Annotated in this window: 27 protein-coding genes, 1 tRNA gene and 1 pseudogene; 16 read left to right on the forward strand and 13 right to left on the reverse strand. The window is 41.5% G+C overall.

Going from position 1 to position 24,998, the window contains the following annotated elements:
* Positions 1–14: 14 nt before the first annotated feature.
* Positions 15–851 carry an ATP-binding protein gene (locus BN3283_RS05375; protein WP_059025974.1) on the reverse strand — a complete coding sequence of 279 codons (837 nt, stop codon included), beginning with the start codon at positions 849–851 and terminating at the stop codon, positions 15–17.
* Positions 852–986: 135 nt separating this feature from the next.
* Between BN3283_RS05375 and BN3283_RS05380 the strand changes: the two genes are divergently transcribed.
* Positions 987–1,628 (forward strand): Crp/Fnr family transcriptional regulator, encoded by a 642-nt coding sequence (locus BN3283_RS05380; RefSeq protein ID WP_059025976.1) that lies wholly within the window; start codon positions 987–989, stop codon positions 1,626–1,628.
* A 15-nt stretch (positions 1,629–1,643) separates the two neighbouring features.
* Here the strand turns inward: BN3283_RS05380 and BN3283_RS05385 are convergent, their stop codons facing one another.
* Positions 1,644–2,351, reverse strand: coding sequence for a HesA/MoeB/ThiF family protein (locus tag BN3283_RS05385; RefSeq protein WP_286137540.1), 708 nt, complete (start codon positions 2,349–2,351; stop codon positions 1,644–1,646).
* A gap of 89 nt (positions 2,352–2,440) precedes the next feature.
* Positions 2,441–3,046 carry a recombinase family protein gene (locus tag BN3283_RS05390; RefSeq protein WP_041503889.1) on the reverse strand — a complete coding sequence of 202 codons (606 nt, stop codon included), beginning with the start codon at positions 3,044–3,046 and terminating at the stop codon, positions 2,441–2,443.
* A gap of 242 nt (positions 3,047–3,288) precedes the next feature.
* Here BN3283_RS05390 and BN3283_RS05395 point away from each other — a divergent pair, with 242 nt between their 5' ends.
* The 6 genes from BN3283_RS05395 (at position 3,289) to BN3283_RS05420 (ending at position 6,822) form a co-directional block, all read left to right on the forward strand.
* Positions 3,289–4,146 (forward strand): bifunctional methionine sulfoxide reductase B/A protein, encoded by an 858-nt coding sequence (locus BN3283_RS05395; RefSeq protein ID WP_434059168.1) that lies wholly within the window; start codon positions 3,289–3,291, stop codon positions 4,144–4,146.
* Between the two features lie 151 nt (positions 4,147–4,297).
* Positions 4,298–4,603, forward strand: coding sequence for a GNAT family N-acetyltransferase (locus BN3283_RS05400; RefSeq protein WP_059025980.1), 306 nt, complete (start codon positions 4,298–4,300; stop codon positions 4,601–4,603).
* 122 nt (positions 4,604–4,725) lie between these two features.
* A complete protein-coding gene (locus BN3283_RS05405) occupies positions 4,726–5,340 on the forward strand; it encodes a DUF134 domain-containing protein (RefSeq protein WP_070807456.1) in 615 nt (204 codons plus the stop codon).
* Positions 5,300–5,668: a NifB/NifX family molybdenum-iron cluster-binding protein gene (locus BN3283_RS05410; protein ID WP_059025982.1), complete on the forward strand. Its 369-nt coding sequence runs from the start codon at positions 5,300–5,302 to the stop codon at positions 5,666–5,668. Before BN3283_RS05405 ends, BN3283_RS05410 begins: the two co-directional genes overlap by 41 nt.
* Positions 5,669–5,837: 169 nt before the next feature.
* Positions 5,838–6,200 (forward strand): hypothetical protein, encoded by a 363-nt coding sequence (locus tag BN3283_RS05415; protein ID WP_147625545.1) that lies wholly within the window; start codon positions 5,838–5,840, stop codon positions 6,198–6,200.
* 91 nt (positions 6,201–6,291) lie between these two features.
* Positions 6,292–6,822: a hypothetical protein gene (locus BN3283_RS05420; protein ID WP_059025985.1), complete on the forward strand. Its 531-nt coding sequence runs from the start codon at positions 6,292–6,294 to the stop codon at positions 6,820–6,822.
* 54 nt (positions 6,823–6,876) lie between these two features.
* Here BN3283_RS05420 and BN3283_RS05425 read toward each other — a convergent pair whose 3' ends face one another.
* The 4 genes from BN3283_RS05425 to BN3283_RS05440 all read right to left on the reverse strand — a co-directional run bounded on the left by BN3283_RS05425 (position 6,877) and on the right by BN3283_RS05440 (position 12,283).
* Positions 6,877–8,160 carry a hemolysin family protein gene (locus BN3283_RS05425; RefSeq protein ID WP_059027180.1) on the reverse strand — a complete coding sequence of 428 codons (1,284 nt, stop codon included), beginning with the start codon at positions 8,158–8,160 and terminating at the stop codon, positions 6,877–6,879.
* 94 nt (positions 8,161–8,254) lie between these two features.
* A complete protein-coding gene (locus BN3283_RS05430) occupies positions 8,255–11,197 on the reverse strand; it encodes a calcium-translocating P-type ATPase, PMCA-type (RefSeq protein WP_059025987.1) in 2,943 nt (980 codons plus the stop codon).
* 5 nt (positions 11,198–11,202) lie between these two features.
* Complete coding sequence (locus tag BN3283_RS05435; RefSeq protein WP_041503882.1) at positions 11,203–11,826, reverse strand: DedA family protein; 624 nt, start codon at positions 11,824–11,826, stop codon at positions 11,203–11,205.
* A gap of 61 nt (positions 11,827–11,887) precedes the next feature.
* Positions 11,888–12,283, reverse strand: coding sequence for a hypothetical protein (locus BN3283_RS05440; RefSeq protein ID WP_059025989.1), 396 nt, complete (start codon positions 12,281–12,283; stop codon positions 11,888–11,890).
* A gap of 255 nt (positions 12,284–12,538) precedes the next feature.
* On the opposite strand from BN3283_RS05440, the gene BN3283_RS05445 reads away from it, so the two are divergent.
* The 4 genes and pseudogenes from BN3283_RS05445 to BN3283_RS05460 all read left to right on the forward strand — a co-directional run.
* Positions 12,539–13,147: a MarC family protein gene (locus BN3283_RS05445; protein WP_041503880.1), complete on the forward strand. Its 609-nt coding sequence runs from the start codon at positions 12,539–12,541 to the stop codon at positions 13,145–13,147.
* A gap of 589 nt (positions 13,148–13,736) precedes the next feature.
* Positions 13,737–14,639: a hypothetical protein gene (locus tag BN3283_RS05450; protein WP_059027181.1), complete on the forward strand. Its 903-nt coding sequence runs from the start codon at positions 13,737–13,739 to the stop codon at positions 14,637–14,639.
* A gap of 454 nt (positions 14,640–15,093) precedes the next feature.
* Entirely contained in the window at positions 15,094–15,996 is a 903-nt protein-coding gene (locus tag BN3283_RS05455; RefSeq protein WP_286137542.1) for a class I SAM-dependent methyltransferase, read from the forward strand.
* Positions 15,993–16,157 (forward strand): annotated as a pseudogene (locus BN3283_RS05460) (ribosome small subunit-dependent GTPase A); the annotation flags it as partial. The gene BN3283_RS05455 and the pseudogene BN3283_RS05460, both read left to right, overlap by 4 nt.
* A gap of 277 nt (positions 16,158–16,434) precedes the next feature.
* Here BN3283_RS05460 and BN3283_RS05465 read toward each other — a convergent pair.
* Both BN3283_RS05465 and BN3283_RS05470 read right to left on the reverse strand, forming a co-directional pair.
* Positions 16,435–16,508, reverse strand: a tRNA-Asp gene (locus BN3283_RS05465).
* Between the two features lie 138 nt (positions 16,509–16,646).
* The gene (locus BN3283_RS05470) at positions 16,647–16,919 is read right to left on the reverse strand and encodes a zinc ribbon domain-containing protein (protein WP_059025995.1); all 273 of its coding nucleotides are present in this window, start codon (positions 16,917–16,919) and stop codon (positions 16,647–16,649) included.
* 108 nt (positions 16,920–17,027) lie between these two features.
* Between BN3283_RS05470 and BN3283_RS05475 the strand changes: the two genes are divergently transcribed.
* Positions 17,028–17,807: an alpha/beta fold hydrolase gene (locus tag BN3283_RS05475; protein WP_070807490.1), complete on the forward strand. Its 780-nt coding sequence runs from the start codon at positions 17,028–17,030 to the stop codon at positions 17,805–17,807.
* 343 nt (positions 17,808–18,150) lie between these two features.
* The gene (locus BN3283_RS05480) at positions 18,151–19,458 is read left to right on the forward strand and encodes an MATE family efflux transporter (RefSeq protein WP_059025999.1); all 1,308 of its coding nucleotides are present in this window, start codon (positions 18,151–18,153) and stop codon (positions 19,456–19,458) included.
* Positions 19,459–19,485: 27 nt separating this feature from the next.
* On the opposite strand, the gene ung is transcribed toward BN3283_RS05480, so the two are convergent.
* Entirely contained in the window at positions 19,486–20,148 is a 663-nt protein-coding gene (gene ung, locus BN3283_RS05485) for a uracil-DNA glycosylase (RefSeq protein WP_059026001.1), read from the reverse strand.
* Positions 20,149–20,434: 286 nt separating this feature from the next.
* Between ung and BN3283_RS05490 the strand changes: the two genes are divergently transcribed.
* Positions 20,435–20,695 carry a hypothetical protein gene (locus BN3283_RS05490; protein WP_147625546.1) on the forward strand — a complete coding sequence of 87 codons (261 nt, stop codon included), beginning with the start codon at positions 20,435–20,437 and terminating at the stop codon, positions 20,693–20,695.
* A 128-nt stretch (positions 20,696–20,823) separates the two neighbouring features.
* Here the strand turns inward: BN3283_RS05490 and BN3283_RS05495 are convergent, their stop codons facing one another.
* A complete protein-coding gene (locus tag BN3283_RS05495) occupies positions 20,824–21,351 on the reverse strand; it encodes a DJ-1/PfpI family protein (RefSeq protein WP_059026005.1) in 528 nt (175 codons plus the stop codon).
* A gap of 151 nt (positions 21,352–21,502) precedes the next feature.
* Between BN3283_RS05495 and BN3283_RS05500 the strand changes: the two genes are divergently transcribed.
* The gene (locus tag BN3283_RS05500; RefSeq protein ID WP_041503872.1) at positions 21,503–21,859 is read left to right on the forward strand and encodes a winged helix-turn-helix transcriptional regulator; all 357 of its coding nucleotides are present in this window, start codon (positions 21,503–21,505) and stop codon (positions 21,857–21,859) included.
* Positions 21,860–21,970: 111 nt separating this feature from the next.
* Here the strand turns inward: BN3283_RS05500 and BN3283_RS05505 are convergent, their stop codons facing one another.
* Positions 21,971–22,828 (reverse strand): AraC family transcriptional regulator, encoded by an 858-nt coding sequence (locus BN3283_RS05505; RefSeq protein WP_041504086.1) that lies wholly within the window; start codon positions 22,826–22,828, stop codon positions 21,971–21,973.
* A gap of 156 nt (positions 22,829–22,984) precedes the next feature.
* Here BN3283_RS05505 and BN3283_RS05510 point away from each other — a divergent pair, with 156 nt between their 5' ends.
* Positions 22,985–23,773: an NYN domain-containing protein gene (locus tag BN3283_RS05510; RefSeq protein ID WP_041504085.1), complete on the forward strand. Its 789-nt coding sequence runs from the start codon at positions 22,985–22,987 to the stop codon at positions 23,771–23,773.
* Positions 23,774–23,850: 77 nt separating this feature from the next.
* Here BN3283_RS05510 and BN3283_RS05515 read toward each other — a convergent pair whose 3' ends face one another.
* Complete coding sequence (locus BN3283_RS05515; protein WP_059026007.1) at positions 23,851–24,939, reverse strand: zinc ribbon domain-containing protein; 1,089 nt, start codon at positions 24,937–24,939, stop codon at positions 23,851–23,853.
* Positions 24,940–24,998 lie beyond the last annotated feature (59 nt).

The following is a 24,998-nucleotide window of genomic DNA, read 5'->3' on the forward strand; positions in this document are numbered from 1 at the left end:
CATGTAATTATAAATTATAACCATCGGGTTTCTCGTATCTCTCCGTGAATACCGACCCTGATAAGTTTTAAAGGAATTTTCCTTTCGGCTTTCTCTCTTGCTGCTTCGCATACGCGTAGTAATCCGCTACAGCAAGGAACCTCCATGATCATGACGGTTAAGGTGCTGATACCTCCCTGATCTATGATGGCTTTGATTTTATCTGTGTAAATTCCGTTTTTTTCGTCTAATTTGGGACAGGCGATGGCTAACCGCTTTTCTTTTAGGAATAGGTTGTGGAAGTTGCCTAAGGCGTAAGCGGTACAATCTGCGGCGACCAATAGGTCCGCATCCTGGAAAAAGGGTGCGGCCGGCGGTAATAGATGCAACTGTATCGGCCATTGTCGCAGTTCTCCCTTCTCGACCTCCTTCTCTGCGACAGTCGAAGAGGTTCCGGGTACAAAACTTCGAGTTTTTGACCCGGGACAGGAAAAGGTGGGAGAGGAAGAGACGGGACGAATAGGAATATCGTGAATACCTTGTTGGCGGAGTTCCTCGTGAGCTTCCCGTAAAAATTCGACTTGTTTGTGATCGGAAAGATGCTGCAAGTGAGCTTTGATTACCTCTTCCCCTTTGGGAATCAGTCTTTTTATAACAGCTTTCTCGTCGTATTTTTCAGCTTCCCGTTCTTCTTGGGTAATGGCTCCTCGAGGACAATCTCCGATGCAAGCACCCAATCCGTCACAATACAGTTCGCTGATAAGGGTGGCTTTCCCGTCGATCAGCCGCAGGGCTCCTTCGTGACAACCTTTTACACATAGACCGCATCCGTTGCAGAGAGCTTCATTGATTTTGATAATAGTACGTTTCATCCTTTTTGTTTTAATGTTACAAAGATCGTTTCTTGCAAGAAGGATAATTGTCACATTTGTTACAAAAGAGAATTTTCAGGTCGATTTTTCTTTTTTATCTGTCGGAAATTCTAAATTTGCATAAATGAAGAGTTAATGGAGATAGAGAAATTACTGACCAGCCCTGTTTTCCGGAATTTTCCAGAAGAACGTTTGAAGGAGTTCTTGCGTTCTGCTCCTGCTGTTTTACGCGTTTATTCCCCGAATGATTTTGTTGCTCTGCAAAACTCTTTGTGTCATTCGCTTTATTTATTGTACGAGGGAAAGGTACGTACTCATATGGTAAACGGGGAAGGCAAACAGGTGACGATAGAGGATATAGAGGCTCCCCGTCTGTTGGCCCCGGCTTTTATTTTCGCCACGGATAACAGGTTTCCCGTGAATATTTTAACCGTTACACCTTGTGAAGTATTGGTTATTAATAAGGAGGAGTTTGTCGGCTTAATGCAGAAAGAACCTGTTGTTATGCAAAATTTTTTACGGATTATCTCCGATTGTAGTATATTTCTGAGTCGGAAGTTGAATTCGTTTGCCTTGCGGAATTTGAAGGGACGTTTGGCTGCTTATTTATTGGAACGGGAGGGACAACACAGTCAACAGGAGATTGCAGACGTGTTAGGGGTGGCTCGCCCTTCTTTGGCTCGTGTGCTTGCCGAATTGATCGAAGAGGGTGGGATTAAAATGGATAAGCGAACCATCAGGATCGTCGATCGCGAATTGTTGACCCGATACAGGTAAAAAACGAATTTGGCTCTAAAGGTTCAGTTTTGTAAAGTTCATGTTCAGTAAATCAATCAAAAGAAGCTTGCCGGACAGGACCTCCGGTTTGCCCAGGATGATTTTTATGACCTCATTGGCTTGGAGGGTTCCGATGACTCCCGGAAGAGTTCCCAATACCCCAAGAGGTTGGGTGAAGTGTTGGATGTTGTTGTGGTAAGGGTATAGTTTCCGGTAAGAGGGACCGTCTTGATAGTGAAAAACAGAGAGCTGTCCGGAAAATTCGCATATGCTTCCGTAAACCATGGGCTTCTTTTGTGTATTGCATACCTCGTCGATAAGATAACGGGTCGCCAGGTTGTCTGTTGCGTCTACGACTATATCGTAATGGGAAATGATCTCGGAAGCATTTTCAGCAACAAGACGTGCTTCGTAAAGCGTGAAACGACAGAAAGGATTCAATTTCTCCAATTTTTGTTCGGCAATAGCTGCTTTAGGCATGTCGCCGCATGTCGAATCGTAAAGAATCTGTCGCTGCAGGTTCGACTCGGATACCAGATCGTTATCGATGATTCCGATATGTCCTATACCGGCAGCGGTGAGATAAAGAAGAACGGGGGAGCCCAGTCCTCCGGCTCCCACGACCAGGACGTTGGCTTGCTTCATCTTTTCTTGTCCTTCCACCCCGATTTCAGATAGGATAACTTGGCGATTGTACCGCTCTTTTTCTTGCTCTGTTAACATAATAGCTCTAAATATATGATGCGAAAATAGAAAAATTAGGAAATATAATCAAAAGATCGTCCGGTTCTTTTTTGAAGTGAATACCACGTCTATTTATCCGCGTTGACGTGGTATTTCACAAATCGATTGACAGTACACACGGATACTTTGTATTGTTTGGCTATCTTCTTATAAGATATGCTATTGTCCATCATTTCAATGATTTTAGCTTTGTTTTCGATCAATAATTTTAATTGCGGGCTACTTCCTATCGGACGTCCTAATTTTTTGCCTTCCGCTTTGCGAACGGCGAGAGCTTCTTTGGTTCGAATGGAAATTAGGTTACGCTCAATTTCAGCCACTAAACCGAATGCAAACCCTAATATTTTACTGTTCAGGTTATTTTCGAATGTATACCCTTCTTTCGTACTGTGTAAGATGATTTTACGTTGTATGCACGTGTTGATGATATTCATAATATCGATTAGCGTCCTGCTTAGTCTGGAGACTTCGGTGACGATCAGGCAATCTCCTTCCTGCAGAGAGCTGAGAATATCTCCTAATTTCCGATCACTGCTGTTTACTTTACCGCTAATGATGTCATTGTACCATTTGTTTATGGTCAATCCTCGGTTATGCGCAAATCGCTTGATTTCCTCTTGTTGATTCTCAAGATGTTGTCTGTTTGTACTTACTCGTAAATATGCAACTACCATAATTGAATTGATAAAATTTGGATTATTAAAAGAGCAAACGTACGAAAAAGGAAAGGAATATGAGCATATTGTGTGGGCATAAGCAAGAAAAGAACTGTTTATTTTGCTGAAATAAATTGAAATGGTAAACTGGTTTATTTTATTTGAGGGTAAATTGAACTAAATTTGTAATATAACGTAATGAAGAAATAGCAATGATGAAGAGAAGAATTGTGATTCTTGTATTGATATTGGCAAACTATATGGTTATGGCACAAAAAAGAGAATTGACCGAAGCGGAAAAACAGGTAATAATTCATAAAGGAACGGAATTACCTTTCACGGGCAAATATTATGATTTTAAAGGAAAAGGAACCTATGTGTGCAAACAATGCGGGGCTTCATTGTATCGTTCGGAAGATAAATTTGATTCCCGGTGCGGATGGCCCAGTTTCGATGACGAAATCAAAGGAGCGGTGAAAAGGGTTACGGATGCGGACGGAAGACGGACAGAGATTCTGTGTGCCGGATGTGGTGCGCATTTGGGACATGTGTTTGTGGGGGAAGGTTTCACTTCTAAGAATACCCGGCACTGTGTAAATTCGATCTCTATGGAGTTTATTCCTGATCGGGAGCTGAAAACCGATACGGCCATTTTTGCAGGAGGATGTTTCTGGGGGGTGGAATATTTTATGCAGAAGGCACCCGGAGTTTTGACCGTAGAATCAGGGTATATAGGAGGTGAAACGGATCATCCTACTTATGAAGATGTTTGCCGGAAAAACACGGGGCATGCAGAGGCTGTCAGAGTGGTTTTCGATGCTTCCCAAACGACCTATGAGGCGTTAGCGAAACTTTTTTTCGAAATCCATGATCCTACCCAGTTGAATCGTCAAGGGCCCGATAGGGGAGAACAATATCGTTCCGAAATATTTTATGCGAATCCTCAACAAAAAGAGGTTGCCGAGAAATTGATCGAACGGTTGAAAACGAAAGGTTATCCGGTCGTAACACTGGTTTCGCCTGCCACGACTTTTTGGCCAGCCGAGGATTATCATCAAAATTACTATAACCGGAAAGGTTCTCTTCCTTATTGTCATGGGTATACCAAGCGATTTTAGATAGGAGAAGCTCTTTCAATGCTTGCAAAATCCGCGGGAGGGAAGCCTAACCGTTTAATTGTGGAATCGTTTTAATTCCAAATTCTACGATTTGTGATCATTGATTGTCAGTCGTCGTTATATTTGCCATGTAATTTTAATCGTTTATGTTATGGAAATAATACATGATGCGGAGAATCGTACAGTTAAGACGGTTGTGGACGGCCGTGTGGCTTATGTCACCTATGTGATAGAAAACGGGGAGTTGGATGTCAGACATACGATGGTTCCTTCGGAAATCGGGGGAAGGGGTATAGCTGCGGCTTTGGTTAAATATATTTATGATTATGCCGCGGAGCATGATTTGCGGCCGGTTGCGACCTGTTCTTACGCGGTAGTCTGGTTGCGAAGACATCCGGAATATAACGGTAAAATAGGAAGAGACTACGCCGGAGCCGGTAGTTGCCCCGTCAATTGACAAAAGGAGCGAAATCCTTTTCTATTCGCACGACTTAAAAATGGAAAAATAATCTGTGTTAATTGGCGTTTTTTATGAACATATGTTCATAAAAAGAATTATCTTTGTTCCAAAATAGAGTTATGTCAAGACCGAAACGTAGCCGAGTGATAAAGAATCCTCCTTTGATGGAAGGTTTCAAGCCTTTTGGATTGCCCATGACGGATCTGGATCCGGAAGTTTTGCTGTTTGAGGAATATGAGGCTCTCCGGTTGAGTGATTATGAACTTTTACCTCAGGAAAAGGCGGCATTGCAAATGGGCGTATCCCGGCCTACTTATACACGTATATACGAGAAAGCCCGGCGTACAATAGCAACTGCCCTGGTGGAGGGAAAAGTTATTTTTATAGAGGGTGGGGATTATCACATCGATTATTATTGGTATCGATGTGATACTTGTCGGAAGATTATGGTAGAAAAAGAGCCTGTAACCTGTTGTCGTTTTTGCCAGTCGAGTAAGTTGCGGGCATTAAATAAGCCGGAGGCTTCTTTATGTAGCGATGCCTATTGTATTTGTGTGCACTGCGGAACAAGGCTCCCTCATGTTAAGGGACAGCCTTGTCGGGAGACAAAGTGCCCTTCTTGTAGCGGTAAAATGATACGGGAAAACGGGCCTCATCATAAACTTATTTTAAAAACAGAAGAAGAAAAAAATCATGAAAATTGCAATTCCGACGAGAGCCAATGTGGTGGATGACCATTTTGGACATTGTGAGTATTACACCATTTTTACGGTGAGTGAAGAAAAGAATATTATGAAAACGGAGACGCTTGCAGCTCCGCAAGGATGCGGTTGTAAATCGAATATTGCCTCCGTGTTAAGAGAGAAAGGAGTAACCGTGATGTTGGCAGGCAACATGGGGGACGGAGCTTTAAATGTACTGAATAATCAAGGTATTAAAGTTTTCCGCGGTTGTAAGGGAGATGTCCGTGTTTTAGCCGACTCTTATTTGAAGGGTTTTGTTCTCGATTCTGGAATAGGGTGTCATCACCACGAGGGAGGGGAACATAAATGCGGTCTGTGATTGGATGTTTCTGCGATTGGGTGATTCGATCTTTTCTCCTAATCGCAGCATCTCTTGTTTTTTCGTTTTTTTTGATCGATGACTTATGGTATATGCTTATTTTATAGATTATATTTAGGAAAACAATGGAATTTTTTTTTAATTTTGAATGCCTAATCTCGGTCCGATTGTGTGCATGAAACAAGGTTGGATTTATAGTTTGTTCTCTCTCTTTTTTTGCTTACTTCTTTTAGAAGAAGGTGTAAGCGGATACGATTATGACCTAAAGATCGGAACGGAAAAAACAGTATGCTATGAAGAGACGGGGGCGATGGGGATTCATACGATTTCGGGCATATTGCAGGGAATGCATATAAATGGTGCAGAGTCAGGGGAACAGTATGATTCAAGTCCTTCTTTTTTCAGAAACGGGATAGTTGCCAATACGGGAAGACAGACAAAAAAATCCTTCGCTACCCAATTTCTTCTTTATCTTTCGATACGCGGTCGACAACGCGGTTATCTGCTTTTTTTACAGAAATTGATTATTTAGTTAATGCTGATGGCGTGATTATTTTGGATAAAAACAAAAATAATGTGCGGTGATGTTTGTTGTGATACTAAATAATTAAAATGTAAAAAGAATGGAAGAATATAAATTCATAAAAGATCAAATTATATCTCTTACGCAAGGGAAGGTCGTAAAGAAAAATGAGGGCTATATGATACCTCTCTTATTAATCGTAATCGGGATTATAGCGCTGGTTGCCATTCATTATTTGTCTCAAAGGATGCAGCGTTCTCCTTTTTTGATGTTTGCTTCCCTACTCTCTTTTAGTGTGGTATGCGGAGGAGTATTTATTTTCGTACAAAACAAGGCAAAATATGTTTACACCGTATCTAAGGGGGTGTTTTTAATAAAGAAAGTAGTACTTGTTCGGGAAGGGATGGAACAGTATTTCCAATGGTTGAAGGAGAGAAGTTTTCATAAATTTTTGAAGTATGAGGCAAAGGAAAATAGTGATGTTTTTTTAGAGGTTTGGGTAGATCAGGCTTTGACCATTGCTTTTGTGCAATTGATGGTTGAACGTAACCGCATACCCTTTCCGGTATCTGAAGTATACCAACTTTCTAAAACGGAGGTGGCTGAGAATTATGAGTTATTTTACAAATGACGGGTTCAACAAGTAAATCAAGGCAAGTTTCGATTTACTCGTTGAACGATAGGGTTATTCGGATAAAAGAGGAGTGTTCAATTTCACTAATATTTTATCTATCCTGGCCCCGTCCATATCCACGATTTCCAAATCGAAACATAGCCAGGATAACTGTTCCCCTGTTTTAGGTACATGTTCCAAAATTTTTAAAATCAGCCCGCTTACCGTGTTGTAATAATGGTTGGGATATAAATCTTCCATGTCGAAATAAGCCAGGAAATCGTAGAAAGAACATTGGCCGTCTATCAGGTATGAGCCGTCGTTCCTACGGATGATATCCGGCTCTTCTCCTATTTCGGGTACGTCCCCGATAAGAGCCGTCAGAATGTCTTTCAAGGTGAAAATCCCCTCTATGCTTCCGAATTCATCCGTGACCAGTCCGTATTTCAGGTGTTCGGTTTTCAGATGTTCCAAAGCATTGTAAACACTTTGATTTTTAGGGAAATACTGAGCCGTCCGGATGATTTTTTCTAAATTGAAATCCGGTAAATCAATCTTTCCGAACAGGTCTTTCAAATAGACGACACCGATGATGTTGTCTAATTTTGAATCGGCTACGGGGTAAATATTATAAAGATGCTTATTTACGATTTTCCGGATCTGATCGTTGGATTCGGTAATATCTAACCAGACCAAATCACTGCGGTGGGTCATGATGGAACCGATGTTCCGGTCTCCGAGATTGAAAACCCGTTCCACGATGTCTTGCTCTACTTCCTGAACTTCCCCGTCGTCCTTTCCTTCTTTAATAATAGCCTTTATCTCTTCTTCCGTTACTTTCCCGTCCTTGGATTCTTTTAGTCCCAGGATTTTCGTTACCAGTATTGTGCTGGCGGATAGTAACCACACGAAAGGAGAGGCTATTTTAGAGAGAAAAGTCATGACGGGAGCCACGATCTTGGCTACTTTTTCTGCAGCATTCATACCGATGCGTTTAGGAACCAGCTCTCCTAAAATTAAGGTAAGATAAGTCACTATGACCACGATGATTCCTTTGGAAACAGCCAGGGCGTGGGCATCGAGGGGTGTTATCCGGGAGAGGAGTAAAGCAAAATCGTTGGCTAACGTCTCCCCGGAGTAAAGACCGGTAAGGATTCCTATTAAGGTGATACCTATTTGGATCGTGGATAGGAAACGATCCGGTTCCTGAGCTAATTTTAAGGCTGTTTTTGCCGATTTATTTCCTTGTTTCGCTTCTGTCTCCAAACGGGTTTTACGTGCGGATACCATCGCAATTTCGGACATTGACAGTATACCGTTCAGTAATATCAAGGCTAATATGATGATGATTTCCATTTTAATTGTAATATTAAAAATAGATTTTAATCTTGTTGCAGAGATGTTATTCCGTATTTGATATAACAACTGTTTATGTATTATGAGATTCATTTTAATGTAATGTTTTTTCTTTTATTCGTTTTAAAGCTCTGAATAGTTCGCCGGTCCATAGAACGAAAGAGGTTGAGAGAGTAATCCATATCCATTCGTTCCAGCTTAGGGGAACGGTTCTAAACACGCTTCCCCCCCAGTTGACAACTAATATTTGTCCGATAACGATAGCCAATCCCACAATAAGAAAACCCTCGCTTTTAAGTAATCCTTTAAAGGCGGAGTTGTTTGTTCCAAAGGTTTTGGCGTTAAACATGTTCCAGAACTGAAGCATTACGAATACCGTAAAGAATAGGGTTAGATTTCGTAGACCTTCCGGAGTATCGGCGTCTATGCCTCCGGCGTAGTTTGACAGGTAGTACAAAAGTCCCAATAGGATGATAACAAATATAAAGCCTGTTCCTAAAATCAACGTTCTCATTTGAGGAACGATGATGAAAGCGTTCGAATCTCTCGGTTTTCTTTTCATTACTTCCGGATTGGGAGGAAGTGAGGCCAAAGCTCCTGCGGCAAAAGTGTCCATGATCAAGTTTACCCATAACATTTGAGTGACGGTAAGTGGTAATTCGGAACCCAATAGAGATCCGAGCAACACGATGATTAAAGCTGCCACGTTAATGGTTAACTGAAAAAGGATGAAACGTTGTATGTTTTGATACACGGAACGTCCCCACATAACGGCTGTCGCGATACTGCTGAACGAGTCATCCAACAGCGTAATGTCGCTGGCCTCTTTAGCAACGGAAGTACCGCTACCCATGGAGAGGCCCACGTGAGCGTGGTTCAAGGCGGGAGCATCATTCGTTCCGTCTCCGGTGACGGCCACGACGGCCCCTTTTTGCTGTAACAACTGTACCAAACGTTGCTTATCTGTCGGACGGGCGCGGGACATGATTTTTAAGTCCAGAACGCATTCCAATGCCTCTTTATCGGATAATTGAGCAAATTCGCTGCCGGTAATGTGATTCCGTTCGGTATCTTGCTTTGTCCATAGACCGATTTGTGAACCGATCTCTTTTGCTGTACCGGGAGTGTCACCCGTCACCATTTTGACTTTGATGCCGGCCTCTGAACATCGTTTTACAGCCTCGGGAACCTCTTTCCGTATGGGATCCGATATGGCAACGATGCCTAAAAAAGTTAATTCCGTATGGAACAGACGTCCTTCATGGAAATGGGAGTCGTTATCGTCAATAATCTGGTAAGCGAAACCTAAAGTACGCATCGCCTGTTTTTGATATTCGGATAATTGCGTATTTACCGTCGTTTGGAAATCTGCCGTTGATTTCAGACCACCGGCTGTTTGTACGTTTTTGCAATGAGAGTAAACAATTTCCGGAGCTCCTTTTACATACAATACGCGTTTCCCGATCAGGGAGGATTCCACGAGTGTTGCCATGTATTTACGTTCTGTCGAAAAGGTCAATTGATCGATAATGCGGACGTTTTCTCTTAGTGCGGAATAGTCGGTGTGTTGCCGGTTTAGCCAAAGTAAAAGAGCCGCTTCGGTAGGATTTCCCAGTGTTTTTATTTTTCCCGGTTCGGATAGATCGAGAAAAGCCGTTGTGTTGGCGGCAATACCCTCGAATATAAGCCGGGTTATTTCGTTATCGCCGGTCTTCTGTTCTTCCAAACCGTAAAAATTAGTTTGGTAAACAGTCATTTGATTTTGGGTCAAAGTACCTGTTTTATCCGTGCAAATAACCGTGGTAGCACCCATGGTTTCGCAGGCATGCATTTTTCTTACCAAATTGTTTGATTTTAACATTTTACGCATACTTAATGCCAAGCTGAGGGTAACGCTCATCGGCAGGCCTTCGGGGACAGTTACGACAATCAGCGTGACGGAAGCCATAAAGGCCGAGAGTATCTTTTTACCTACGCTCAGAGATACCCATGCATGCGGATCCCAAGGTTTTACCCCGAATAATAATCCGACACCCAACAGGATAACCAAAGCGGCCAAAGCATACAGTATCCATCGTCCCCAGCTTCCTTTTTCAACGGATGCGGGCATCTCTTTTTTTATTCCCCGTAATTCGTACACATCGTATATGACAGGTATCCATACTTTAGCCAACATGATGACAGCCGTAATAATGACAGCTCCGATCAGTCCCAGTTGTCCTAAAGAAGGGGTAGGAAACGCCGGGTTGAAAAAAAGCCCTTTTATGAAAAGAATCGTAAAGGTCACGATTGCACCGCAGAAACCGACGATACCGATAAATTTTGCCAGTACCTCTAATTGTTTGTCCAAAGGAGTCTGTTCTTCGCTTTTTTCTGTAGATTTTTCGGCGACTTTACCGAACTCAGTCTGGTCTCCCACGGCAGTCACTTCCATGACGCCATGTCCGTCGGCTACCGTTGTGCCGCGCATAACATGATCGGTAGGGTAGGTAGCTTCCCGGTCGAATTCTTCTTCTATTACACTTTTGGCAGTCATGGGCTCACCCGTAAGACTGGATTCATTTACTTGTAAGGAAACAGCCTCCAGTAAGATTCCGTCTGCGGGGATTTCTTCTCCTTGTTCCAGAATAACGATATCTCCCACGACGATCTCTTTTTTAGGAACCTCCCGAACATTTTTATTCCGGAAGACTTTGACTAACGTATCGTCGTTTATCTGATTCAAAACATCGAATTTTTTGTTGGCATCCCAAACAAACCAGGTCGCAACTCCCGTTGCCAGTAATACGGCTGCTGCAATACCGATAGTTTCTGCGATTTCGATGACATCTTCCGATAGGTACATGGCGATGGCAATGCCTCCGGACAGAAAAACGGCTATCAATAAAATACGTATGACAGGGTCTTTAAAATTATCGATGAATATTTGCCACAGGGATTCCCTTTTGGGAGGTGTCAATATGTTTGCCCCGTGTTTTCGGCGACTTTCTATCACCTGTGCGTCGGTTAAACCTGTATAATGTTTTTTTGATTCCATGCTGCTTATTTATTTTTTTTGTTACGAATACCGCGTATAATTAAAAATCCCCAAAAGACTATTCCTATGATTAAGGTTATTATACTTAATTCGATAAAATAGTGTTGCAATAACTCCTGTTGTGAATATAAAAAATAACCCGCCAAAGCGAGGAGAGTGTTCCAGACACAGCTTCCGAGGAAGGTGTAGATAATGAAACTTTTTAAAGGCATTCTTACAAGACCTGCCGGAATGGAAATAAAACTTCTGACTCCGGGAGTCAACCGCCCTATAAATGTAGAACTGTTGCCATATTTGAGAAAGTATTGTTCTGATTGTTCTATTTTTTCTTTTGAAATCATGCACCATTTACCGAATTTGGTAGAGGCAAAGGTATAAATAAAATTTCGACCTAATGTGTAGGCAAGAAGGTAATTCAACAGAGCTCCTAAAACGGCCCCTACGCTTCCTGTCAAAATGATGCCGATCAGGTTCAATTCTCCGTTTGCGGCTTTCCATGCTGCAGGAGGGATGATCAATTCGGCTGGAAACGGGAGTATGGAACTTTCAATAGTCATACACATAATGATGCTCCAATAGTTTATATTTTGAAGATACCAATCGAGAATGGTCTGAAGTCCATCTGTCATAAATCATTTATTTCGCTTATTACTTATGTTCAACATCGCTCGTAAAAAGAGGGAACCCTTGTCATACGATGAGTTTTTTCAGCGAATAAATATAAAATCCGTTTATATAACGAGACGCGAGCACATGGATATAATTTTCTCTTTTGAAAGACAGACGTTCGAGAAAAGAGAAAACTTTGGATTGAATGATAGTTTCCCGGTTTATTGATTTAAATTGAGAAGTTTTATACCAACCGATTCTTCGGTTGGTGGAACTCTTTAGACCTGCTTTTGACGTGATCCCGTGTTGTTCTGAATAGGGATGTATGGAAATGGATTCGGAGTCTAACGAGGAGAGTTGTTCTAAGTCGAACAATTCGTCCATTTTATTTTTTGAACCCTCAAAAGAGTCCGAAAAAATATCGGTCACTGAAAAAGATAGAATAATAATCAGGTATAAAAATACAAACTTTCCCATTGCTTTCGTAAAATTCCGATCTCAAAAGTAATATATTATTTCGGATTGCTGTATAGCTTTTTATTTTATCAAATGAACTTTATGTTAATTTTAATTTTATTTGTTTATTAAAAGGGGTTGGGGAAGGAGGAGAACTGCAAGTGTAAAACAGGGTGGGCTTAAATGATTTTTGAACATAAGTATAGGGAATGGGTAATTTATCCCTACCTTTGCAGAAGGCAAACGTAATTGTCATTCGCGTAAATAAGGATTATTATGACAGTAAAATTGATATTGAGTTGTATTGTCGCTCTTTTGGCTTTGGTTAATCCCGTCCAAAAAGTTTTGATCGTTACGACCTTGCAAGAGCGGTTTTCTCCTAAAGAATTACGATATATCTCCATCAAGTCAACGATTACGGCAGCCATGATCTTGATTTTTTTCCTGTTTTTGGGAGAGATAACGTTTAGTTATGTATTTCGGGTAGAGCTGTACTCTTTTCAGATTACCTGCGGTGCCGTGTTGATGTATAACGGTTTATCCGGTCTGCTGAAGGGATTTTTCCTGAAAGTCGATGAAAATATAAAAATTGCCGACCTGACAACGGTCCCGATCGCGATTCCCATGATTGCTGGTCCGGCTACGATTACGGCTGCTGTAACCTTTCCCGTACAATACGGTAGGGAGATTACCATTATTGCCATCCTTCTTGCTTTGGGAGTAAATCTGTTTTTTATGCTGGAAGCTCGACGGATCGGGAATTTTTTGATAAAATATAATTTTATGAATCCCTTGATCCGGATTATCGGCTTAATTGTGGCAACCATCGGTCTACAGATGATTTTTGATGGTATTACTCTTTTTATCAAAGGATTGTCCTCTTGATTTACTTTTTAAGAACAGAGATAAGTAGCGTCATCGTTCCGCGTAACTCATTCACCGTTCTCGGAATGACTTTTTTACATACATCTTCGAACGATTCAATGTGGTGGAATACCAATGAACTGATTACAACATCAATGCTATCGTGGGAAAAATCTACACCTGAAGCATACGTAGCTCTATAACTATTTTCGAGAGGAAAAAGAATGAAGTCATATAAGGCATATTTCTTTTTTAAAAGAAATATGCCTTATTTTTATATCAAAATAGATACATGCTGATTGTTATTATTCCAAAATAATATAAATATTGGCTTAATTATTTGCAATCAAATTATTGATTACGTATTTTTACATTCATTGATGTGATAAGTTTATCTTGTTTGTTATTTATTCTATATTTGGAAATTTAGTTTTTATGATATTGATAATAAATTTGTTATGTTGTTTTGAGATAAATTGTTTTCTGTTTCGACTGATGTGTCTTTCCTATCGAGGCGTAAGGAATATAGGTCCGAGTGGATCGGGATTGCTTTTCTCGAAAAGAAAAAGTTATGAATAGAAGTAAATGTATAATTAAAAATAAAGGTGTTATGAGCAAGCAAATCGTTATGGTGTTGGTGAATAAAAATTGGGAAATAGAACCGGTATTGAGTGCATTGACAAACCCTAAGTTACGTCCTATTACTCTTCCTTTTCCGGAGTATATCGATACCCCCAAGGATGGCGATAATAAGATGGATACGCCTCGGGCTATTTTTCGTTTATCACCCGATAAGCGGAATTGCACTGAAATTTCCATTTGGTGTATCGAGGATCTGATGTCTCCGGAAGTAAATAGTTCCAGTTCCGAGGAAAAATATCGGATTTTACCGTCCGTTATTGCCAAATGCAATCCCCAACTGGTTATTAGCGTGAGTACAGCCAATTATCCGGTAGAGGAAGGATCGAGGTTTTCGGCAAACGGATCGGTATATTTGGGAACAAACTTTTTTATTCATAACGGTCATCCGGATAATCCCGAAAGTAACTTGCAGACCCCTTACGATGGACAATTACTTACCGGGCACATAAGCTCCGCTTTACTCGATACCATTAATCGGGAATGCGGACCTGCTGCCGTAAAAAAGTTCATCATGCCTTCCAATGCTCCGGCAACCTGGGGATTTACCTGTGAAATATTACCCGGCTTCTCTGCTGTAAGTTCTATTAATATTACGGATTACCGGGAATACGATAATCAAGATAAGATGGCTAAGCAACATTTCGAGTCGATCGCTCCATTGGGTTATGAGTTGAAGTCTATCGAGACTACCCATGGTATAGTCAGGGTTTCTACGGAGTGTCCGGTCATTTTTCTTTCACCGATAACCGATCGCTTGGGACATTTCGATGAAGATGTGAGCGATATCCAGAACTATGCGGTTGCTTTTAATGGCGGTTTGGCTTTGGGTGAAATTTTTTGCGTATTGAATCGTTTCAATGGATTGTTGTGATATGTTGATAGAAGCGGAAACTCAATAGTCTCGGTAGAGAGGGTCTAATCTCGTTTTTGTATAAGGCCGCAAAGCATACGAACCCAAGTATGGGTTTATACCTCAGGCTGCTCGCTCGGGTTATTCGGCTACATGTTTATAGTGTCGTTGGTAGCCGGGATCTTACGGCTTTTGCCGCCACTATGTCATTCGGCCTTCCATGCCCGTTAAAGCACGATTTCGAGGTATAATCCATAATCAGGGTAATATTTAGCCCTGATTTTTTGTTTGTGATATATTTTTAGTCAAATAAAATATTTCTTACCTTTACGACATGGTAAAAATTTTACATAAATCGGATTTGGTGTCGTAAACAATCTGCACTTACCGTACAGATTGTCCTTTCGTTGCTCTCGGATAACCTTTTCGAGGGTCATTTCCATTATATATAATTTCAGTTTTTAATTTGCATACAATGATGAAAGCATGGTTATGTTTTTGCTTGTATGCTACATACATACAGATAATGAGTAATGAAAATAAAACAATTGGAAACAACTCCGGCGACCTCATGTCCGGCCGGCCGAACGCACTTGATTCCTCCTCGTTTAATCAGTCTATTTACGAATTCGACTATAATTTGGTATGTGATTATTTTTCAAATACAGAACGTCAAGGACCCGGAAGTCCTGAAATAACTCTTAAAGCATTGAGTTTTATAGATAACCTTACCTATAAATCCCTTATTGCGGACGTCGGTTGCGGAACGGGCGGGCAGACAATGACACTTGCCGGGTCAGTTCAGGGGCAAATTACCGGGGTGGATTTGTGTCCCGATTTCATCCGTATCTTCAATCGCAATGCCGGGAGATTGGGGTTGCAAAATCGAGTGGGAGGGATGGTCGGTTCCATGGATAATCTTCCTTTCGGAAAGGAAGAATTGGACCTGATCTGGTCGGAAGGAGCGATTTATCATATCGGCTTTGAGCGTGGATTGAACGAATGGCGAAAGTTTCTTAAACCAGGAGGATATGTTGCCGTTTCGGAAGTATCATGGTTCACCGAGAAACGTCCGGCGGAAATCAGTGATTTTTGGATGGAGGCTTATCCGGAGATAGATACGATTCCCCGTAAAATAGCCCAGATTCAGAAAGCCGGTTATATTCCTGTTGCCAGCTTTGTCCTGCCGGAAAATTGCTGGACGGAACATTATTACATTCCGCAGATTTCTGTTCGGGAATTATTCTTAAAAAAATATGCCGGCAATAAGGCCGCAGAAGGATTTGTTGCTTTTGAACGTTATGAGGAGGGGCTGTACTACCGGTATAAGGAGTTTTACGGTTATGTATTTTACATTGCAAAAAAGATCGGATTATGACTGATTTAAATACGTGTGGTTGGAACGATAAGTTAAACCGGCTGAAACAAGAATCCACGCGTAGGGCTCTTACTCCTGCTCGTGTGACCGTCGTGCACCGCACGTGTTACGAGATTATTTCCGAAAATGGGCTGTTTCGATGCGAACTGACGGGAAGCATGGCGCTTCTCTGTTTCGGAGCATGAAAAGCGTAAAAAGGATAAATCCTTTTTAAAACTCGTGGATGAAGTGAAGAAACGGAAAGGGAATTTCTGATTTCGATTTTATGGCGGAGGTATTCTTCTCGAATACCTCCGCCATTGTATTTGCGTGAACGATCAAATGATTATCTATTGTACGGAAAAAACACGATGACAAGTAAACGGATGATTTCGCAAGCGTATCTTATTATAAAAAAACTCTAAGTCGTTACTTTAACTAACTCAGAGTTTTTTTTTGCGGTGCGGACGGGACTCGAACCCGCGACCCCATGCGTGACAGGCATGTATTCTAACCAGCTGAACTACCACACCAAAATTTTAAAGAGCAATTTTGTATTGCGGGTGCAAATATAATGCTTGTTTTTGATTCTACCAAAGTGGAGTCTCTTTTTTCTTGTTTGTATAGAAAAACTCACGAACGGTATGACTTGATAATAATTATTCCGCTAATTATTTTTGCCAGCGCTTAAGAGTAGGAAAGTATTTTTTCATCTCCTGAATAGCTTCTTCCCGGGTATAATTTAGTCCGCTTCCGGCATTGAATTCATCCACGTAGTCTGCACACTCTTCGATCATTTGTTCCATCGTGACATTTTTGGTAAAACGACCTTCTTGAAAACAGTAGCAGCAATATTCTCTGTTTTTACTCTCGTCCTGATTGGTTCCGTAATCACTATCCGCGTTCATGGGCATCCCGCAGCTTTGGCAAATTTGCATTGTCATTGTTCCTTCATTTTTAATCGATTCTCTCTACAAATATAGAATTATTTTTAAAATAGGGGGATGCTGTTTTGTGAAAGTTTATATTTGTTGGGAATAATACAGAAACTGATGGTTAGGAAATACGGTCGAGAGCCTTATCGGGTAGTCGTTGTCCACGGGGGACCTGGAGCATTGGGAGATGTCGCCGCGATAGCCCGTAATTTATCGTCGAGTGTGGGAGTGCTTGAACCTATTCAATCTAAATATACCGTTGACGGGTTAATAAAAGAATTAAAAGAACAGGTCGAGACCTATACCAACGAACCTCTTTCTTTTGTGGGGCATTCATGGGGAGCATGGCTCGCTTTGTTATATGCCGTTCGCTATCCGGGAAAGGTTAAACAATTGATACTGGTCGGGTGTGCCCCTTTCGAGGAGGAGTATGTCTCATTGATATCCGAACGACGGAAAAAAAAACTTTCAGAAGAGGAGGGTACGTATTGGGATTTGCTTGTCGGTAAGTTGGAACGAGGATACAACCGGGACGACGTTCTGATGGAGTTGGAGAGATTAGTTGTAAAAAGCGATCATTACCGGTTCCGGGAAACTGAAGAGGACAAACGTGATATTCTGCCGGTCGATGGTAAGATGTATTCTTCCGTTTGGCGGGAAGCGGAGAAAATACGAAAAGACGGAAGGTGGAAGAATTTATTGTCTCGTGTTCGATGTCCGGTATATGTGATTCATGGGGAGATGGATCCGCATCCGTTGGAAGGCGTAATCGAACCTTTGTTCCGGGCAAATATAAAATTTCGGAAAATCGTATTACCTCGATGCGGTCATTCGCCTTTTAAGGAAGAAGAGGTATGCGAATCTTTTTATGACTTATTGAAGTCTATTGTGTTATAATACTGAATATTACGTTGCGATGTCAACTAAAAAGGCAAATGCAAAGAGTAGACGTTTTAAAGGTGTATCGTTGCGGAATGAAAACATGGTTTGGGGGTGAACTTTTTATTAAATAGTTCTTTAGCTGGCATACGTATGGAAGTTTTTCTTACTTTTGCCTATCGAATAATGACAAAGTTCAATCTATGAAATGGCAACTGTGCAGATAGCTATGCCCGGAATGTAAAGTATCTGATCTTTAACGTGTTTCTTTCCTTCGAAAGAGACTTATTTCATTATATATCTTATAAACGGTTGTGATGTATCGAATCGATGCATCGGGCTATGCTATTAAAATTGAACGATGAATTATACTTATAAACAAATCTGGCTCATCAACTATCCGGTGATGGTGAGCCTGCTCATGGAGCAACTTATTAATTTGACGGATTCTCTTTTTTTAGGACATGTAGGAAAGGTAGAATTGGGAGCTTCTGCTTTAGCAGGCATGTATTATACATCGATTTATATGCTCGGGTTCGGCTTTAGTCTTGGCTTGCAGGTTATGATCGCCAGGCAGCACGGGGAAGGGGCTTACGATAAGATCGGTAAAACTTTTTATCAGGGCATATCGTTTTTATTCCTGCTTGCCGTTTTTATTTGGGGCCTTTCCGTTTTTTATGCTCCCGTGATATTGCGGAGGTTGATAATTTCCGATAATGTCTACACGGCAGTCATACAGTACGTGAATTGGCGAAATTACAGTTTTTTATTTGCTTTTCCTTTATTGGGGATTCGATCCTTTTTTATGGGAATTATCCGTACGGAAATTCTTACGGGAAATTCGATCCTTATGATTTTTTGTAACGTGATATTCAATTATATGTTCATATTCGGTAAAATGGGTTTTCCGGCATATGGAATTGCCGGGGCCGCGATGGCTTCTTCTCTATCGGAGGGGGTGGCCTTGTTGAGTTTGGGCATATACATGTATCTGTGTGCGGATAGGAAAAAATACGGATTGAAGTTTGGTTTTGAACCCGGCTTAATGAACCGGTTGGTTAAACTTTCGGTTTGGACTATGGTCCGTTCCTTTTTTTGTGTAGCTCCCTGGTTTTTATTTTTTATTGCTATCGAACATCTGGGAGAGACCGATTTGGCGGCAGCTAATATCGTAAGGAGCGTCTCCATGTTGTTTTTCGTGATCGTGAACTCATTCGCTACTACAAATATTTCATTGGTAAGTAGTTTATGCGGGGCGAAAGAAAAAGAGAAGATCGCTATTGTTTGCAAAAGGGTTATGTTATTGGCTTACGTGATGGGATTGCCTTTGATTTTGATGACCTTTGCTTTTTCTGAAAAGCTCTTGCAACTTTTCACGGAGGAAATCATGGTTGTCCGGGTTGCTTTTTATCCTTTGCTTGTGATGTTGTCGACCTATCTTCTTTCAGTACCGGCATATGTCTATTGTAATGCCGTGATCGGCCTGGGAAAGACAAGATTGGCATTTGTTTTTCAACTGGTGACTATTGCCGTTTATTTTATCTATTTGTTTTTATTGGCGGGCAGTAAATCTTTCCCTTTAGCCGTTTATTGGACTGCGGAACAGTTATATGTTGTTTGTTTGTTCCTTTTTTCGTTTTCATATATAAGAAAGGGGAAATGGGGATAAGGAATGGATTATCGGTCTCCGGGCGGGTTACCATTCGATCTCCGGTAAATGGTGACTTTTGAAGTAACGGTTGGCCTTACTGAAATGTTTGCACCCGAAAAAGCCCCTGTCTGCGGATAGTGGCGAGGGATGCGGGGCCGTGAGTACACAATGCCGGTTCCTGTCGATAAAGGCTCCTTTTTTTTGAGCATAGGCCCCCCATAGCATAAAAACGACATGTTCCTTTTCGTCGTTGATATGCCTGATTACGGCATCGGTAAATTCTTCCCATCCTCTTCCCTGATGTGAACCTGCCTGATGGGCCCTGACCGTGAGTATGGCATTGATCAGTAATACTCCTTGTTCGGTCCATCTTTCCAATCTTCCGGAGGTAGGCATCGGTTTACCCAGATCGTTTTCAATCTCTTTGAAAATATTAATCAGAGAGGGAGGGTAGGGGACACCATCGAGGACAGAGAAACATAATCCGTAGTACTGTCCCGGTTCATGGTAAGGATCTTGACCGATGATGACGACCTTCACTTTGTCGAACGGACAGGTATTGAAGGCGTGGAAAATATATTTTCCCGGCGGGAAGATCGTGTATTTGGCATACTCCTCTTTTACGAAGCGGGTTAACTTCTCGAAATAGGGCTTCTCGAATTCTGTCTGTAGGCGTTGACGCCAGCTCTCTTCTATCTTTACGTTCATAACGGATCGTTTGTCATGTTCTCTCCTGAAGCTTCAGGAGAATTAACTGTTAGCAAAGATAAATAACAAATCATAATAAAGAAAAGATTATGGCAAAGAACAGATGCTAGATTTGTTTTCAATAGAATTGGAGCCGATTTTCTGAAAACAGAGTGAAAAAGTTATGATTATCCTTTTTTTTTGTTTACTTTGTAAAAGTGCGGTTAGGTAAATGAAAGGTCGCTTGGACAGGTTCAAGTTATTGTTTTATAAAGTCAGTTGGTTGTAATTTTTAATGGAGACAGTTATGGATACCTATAAAGAAAAAATGGCACATCTGATTTCATTGATCGTACGGATCAAACGTTTTTCGTTTGAGGAATTGGAAATAATGCTTGAGATCAGTCAGGTACAGAAAATATTGAACATGCCGGAAGTAAAAAATCGGGATTGGGAAAATGAATCTTTCGAGAATCGGGAAGTATTTATAACTTTTTTGGATACCTATATCGATATTTACCAAAGGGCCCTTGAAACTCTAAAAAAGAAAAGCGGCATGGATATTTGAGCTTTGTATGCTCTTTCGTTTAAATGCTCTCGGTGGGTTGGGTTTGTAATAGAGTGTTACTACTGAAGCGACAGAAGAATTTGCTGTATTGAAATTATGCAGGGAAGTAGGGGGGAACCCCTACTTCTCTATTTTAAGACGGAAACCAACAACGGTATCAGGCTGCTTAATGTGTTCTCCGTTTGGGCCGTGTATAATTTACCATCTATGGCATAAGGCTCATTCGTGGCTTTGCCTCCTTTTATCGCTGATTGAACGAAAGGATGTGCTGCAACCGTTCGTCCCTTTGTTATTCCGGCGATATCAAACAGTAAACCGCCTACGCAATGACCTGCGATTAATTTTCCGGCTTCGCCGAACTCTTTGATAACGGCAAGCATATCCTGATTGTAGTTTTTAGAAATATTCTCAGCGAATGTGGGCATGGCATCACCACAGGAAAAAACCAATGCTTCATAATCTCCGGAATGTCCTTTCAGATCGGCAATTACGCCGTCTGTTACCAAGGTAAGGCCTGAATTTGTTTTGATTGTTTTCGATTCTGCCACGGCATAAACCGTGAAGGGGATTTTGTTTTCAAAAAATGCTTCCAGGTATTGAAATAATCCGTAACCGTTTACCGGATTTACTGCCATGACGGCGACTCTCTTTTCCATGATTTTAATTTTTTAAACGAGATAATAGTTATTATTTGTAAGTTTATTACTTTTGTAAAGCAAAAGTAGGTATGTAATTTGAAATAAACAAGAACGAATGTTTTTGTAATGTACTTACCTGTAAGTAACTAATATTCATTATTACGTTTTTATGGACGAAAAAAAATTAAAAAATTTTCATTCTACGGGGAATTGTCCGGTTAGGGATATCCTTTGTCGTTTTGGGGATAAATGGTCCGTATTGGTGTTGATAACTTTGCAGGCTAACGGTACGATGCGCTTCAACGAGATTCAAAAGACGATAGACGATATCTCTCAACGAATGTTGTCCGTTACCTTGCGGACGCTTGAACAAGACGGGCTGATTCGAAGAAAGGTTTACGCGGAGGTACCTCCGCGCGTCGAATATAGTCTGACCCCGATGGGAGTCAGCCTTATACCTCATATCAATGCTTTGGTGGATTGGGCCATGCAAAATATGTCCCGGATATTGGAAAAAAGAAAATAAAAAGAGACTTATTGATTCAATAATTAAAAGATTCTGTGATTATTTTCTGAATCACAGAATCTCATCATTATCTAATCTTCTAATTTACAATCTATAGTTTAGAATTGTCAATCATTCCACGGGAATATAGATTTCCGTTAATAGGTCTTCCGGTGCGGTGCGGGAAGGATCGTTCAAGTAACGTTCGGCACTCGCTTCCTCTCGGAGTGTACATTCCATTTCCGGCAAATATTTTCCGTAAATCGTATCGTACACGGCTTGCAGATTACTATATGGGCCTTTGTAAAGAAAGGTCGCGTATCGTCCTGCGGGAAGCTGTTTAGAACCGATATCTCCTTTTGGGATAGCGGCAACGGGTAATACCATACAAACATCCGTCCGTAATTTTTCTACCGGGGTAACTTTCGGGTCGTCGTGATAAATACAGAGTGGGGAGGGATCGTTTGCCCGTAAGTTGTGTTCTTCGGCGAATTGGAACAAACGGAGCCAGGTACCGCAATAATCGTTTAGTTTATAGTCTCCGAACAGACGAATATAGATTACATTTCGAGCGGGAAGCTCTCTGATCTCTTTTTGCAGTTCCAAGTCCGGTCTGATCATGGCTGGTTTCATAATGACAAAATTTTTATTGTTTCGATATTCAATAGGTGAAATACCGTAAAATTGTTTGAATACTTTAGATAAAGAAGAGGGCGTGGAATACCCGATGCGATAGGCTATATCGGCTACCGGTAAATCGGAGTACCGTAATAAGCGAGCGGCTGCTTCGGTTCGTGTCCGGACGATGAACGTTCCGATGGGTTCGCCCAAAAAAGCTGTCATGATGCGGTGAAAATAGAAAGAGGAGAAATGTGAAATTTTGGCCAATGATTTCACATCGATCTCTTCGCCGAGATGCAAATTGATATAATCTATAACGGTATTCACGCATTTTTGATACTCTTCCCGTGTCGTTTTCTTTTGTTTCATCATTTAATCGTATTTCACGTTACAAATATATGTTACTCCCCTTCATCCCACTTGTCTGTTCTTGCTAAAATGTTTTTTCTCGGAAAGAAAATAGGTGAATGGTTAGGGTTATTAACATAAATATTGTAAGTTTGAAAGTATAAAATGTTCATGAATATGAAGAATCAAAGATTTAATATTGCCGTTCTAATCGATGGAGATAACGCACAGGCAAAGTTGATTAAGGAGGTGTTGCAGGAGGTATCTAAGTATGGCAAGGCTACCATACGGAGGATATACGGGGATTGGACTCAACCTCAGATGAATAGTTGGAAAGATATTGTCAATGAATATTCGATTAATCCTGTTCAGAAATTTTCGTATACAACGGGTAAAAATTCAACGGACAGTTCGTTGATCATCGATGCTATGGATATCCTTCATGCCAAAAATTGCGATGGGTTTTGTATCGTTTCGAGTGATAGCGATTATACCGGTTTAGCTAAAAGAATCCGGGAGGAAGGGCTTTTTGTAATGGGTATCGGAGAAAGGAAAACTCCCGTGGCCTTTGTTCAATCTTGTGAAATATTTACTTTCTCTGAAAACTTGATTAAACAAGAGGTAAAAATGGCGGAGGCGGAACAAAAACCCAAAGCGACTAAAAGAAATACTCCTAAAAGTTCGGTACAGGAGGAGCCGCCCGCTAAGGAAAAGAATACGAGGGAGAGCTTGCCCAGGGATATTATTGATAAGGCTTTTGAAATTTCGACCAATGAGGACGAGGAGGCCTATATCGCGAATGTCGGAATGAATTTACGAAAAATTGATCCGAGTTTTGACCCCAGGACATACGGTTTTTCAAATCTGACGAAACTGATGGAAAGTATTAAGAAATACAAGGTGATAAAGAATATCGTCAACGGACTGAATCATCCGTTGGTAAGATTAAAGGATAATTCGAAATAAGCTTTTGCGGCAATAATGTCCGCAGATATAAAGAGTGATATACAGTTAACAGAACAAACATACTGAATCGAGCCGCTTTATCCCGGCGATATGCCGATCCGTGTCCCGCAATTCCCGCAAAATGTTTTGCCTTCGGTCTGCGGACTGCCGCATGATGGACAGAAAGAGCGGGCGAACTTCGAGAGAGAAGGAGTGTCGGCAGCCGGAACAACCTGCGTTGTTTCTGTTGTTGTAGCGGGTTGTCCGGTGTCGCTCTTCGGTTGAGGGTAACTTTCGCTGCTTCTGCGGAACAACTCCTTGAATTTGCCGGAGAGTCCACTCAGTTTTCCGTACAAATCGAATGCGATGACCGTCGTAGGGGCGACCTGCATATAACTACTCATCATCTTTACTAAGATCCAGCTGTCTATGAAGGCATATTTCACCGACCGGGCAAATAAGATCGATAGAACGAACGCCACGAAGCCGTTCCAACCGAACAGCCGAAACACTCCCCCGAAAAGGATAAACGCCGCAAGTGTCACTACCGCGAGGGAAAAGATGACGATACCCGTCGACTTAGCTGAATTCTTTAGCAGTGTTTTCCAGTTCTGTGCGTAGATCACCACGCCGTCGGCAGCACTTTTATACGGGTTTTGCTTATCGTGATAGAAGGTATAGCCTAAGCAACATTCGTCGATATACCCCAAAGAGATATTTAAAAACAGATTGGTTAAGCTCTTTACCCCGTTCAAGCCGGGAATAGTGCCGAAAAGGTTGTCGGTCAATCGCCCCAAGGTACGCTGCAATTGTTTCACCGAGCCTGCCACTAACTTGTCCAGGGCGAAGTAGGCGTTGCTTGTGCCGAAACGTTTTTTTACCATCTCCTTGCCCGTACTTACGGGATTGTTCGGTACCGTCCCCTGTTTGAAAGCATAGGAGATGACGGCCACGTGGCCCGCTTTCACTAAATAGCCGATGTAACGGTTCAGCGCGAAATTGATCACGCCGACGGCGGCGAGCCAGGTAAAGAACAGGATAGCTACAGCCCCCTTGCTCTCGAAGAGTACGGAGATACCCACCAACAGGGCAAACAGCAGGAGGGCGATCACGATATTCAGTATCCCCAATCCCAATTTTATCCAGCCGAAGACGAGGGTTTTCAGGTAAATTTCTTTAATTGTCATCGTATTTTTTCGTTATTTGTTTATCGCGTGGAGATTCCTTCCAATTGAGTACTTAATTC

The sequence above is a fragment of the Gabonibacter massiliensis genome (assembly GCA_001487125.1).
GTDB classification, from domain to species: domain Bacteria; phylum Bacteroidota; class Bacteroidia; order Bacteroidales; family Marinifilaceae; genus Gabonibacter; species Gabonibacter massiliensis.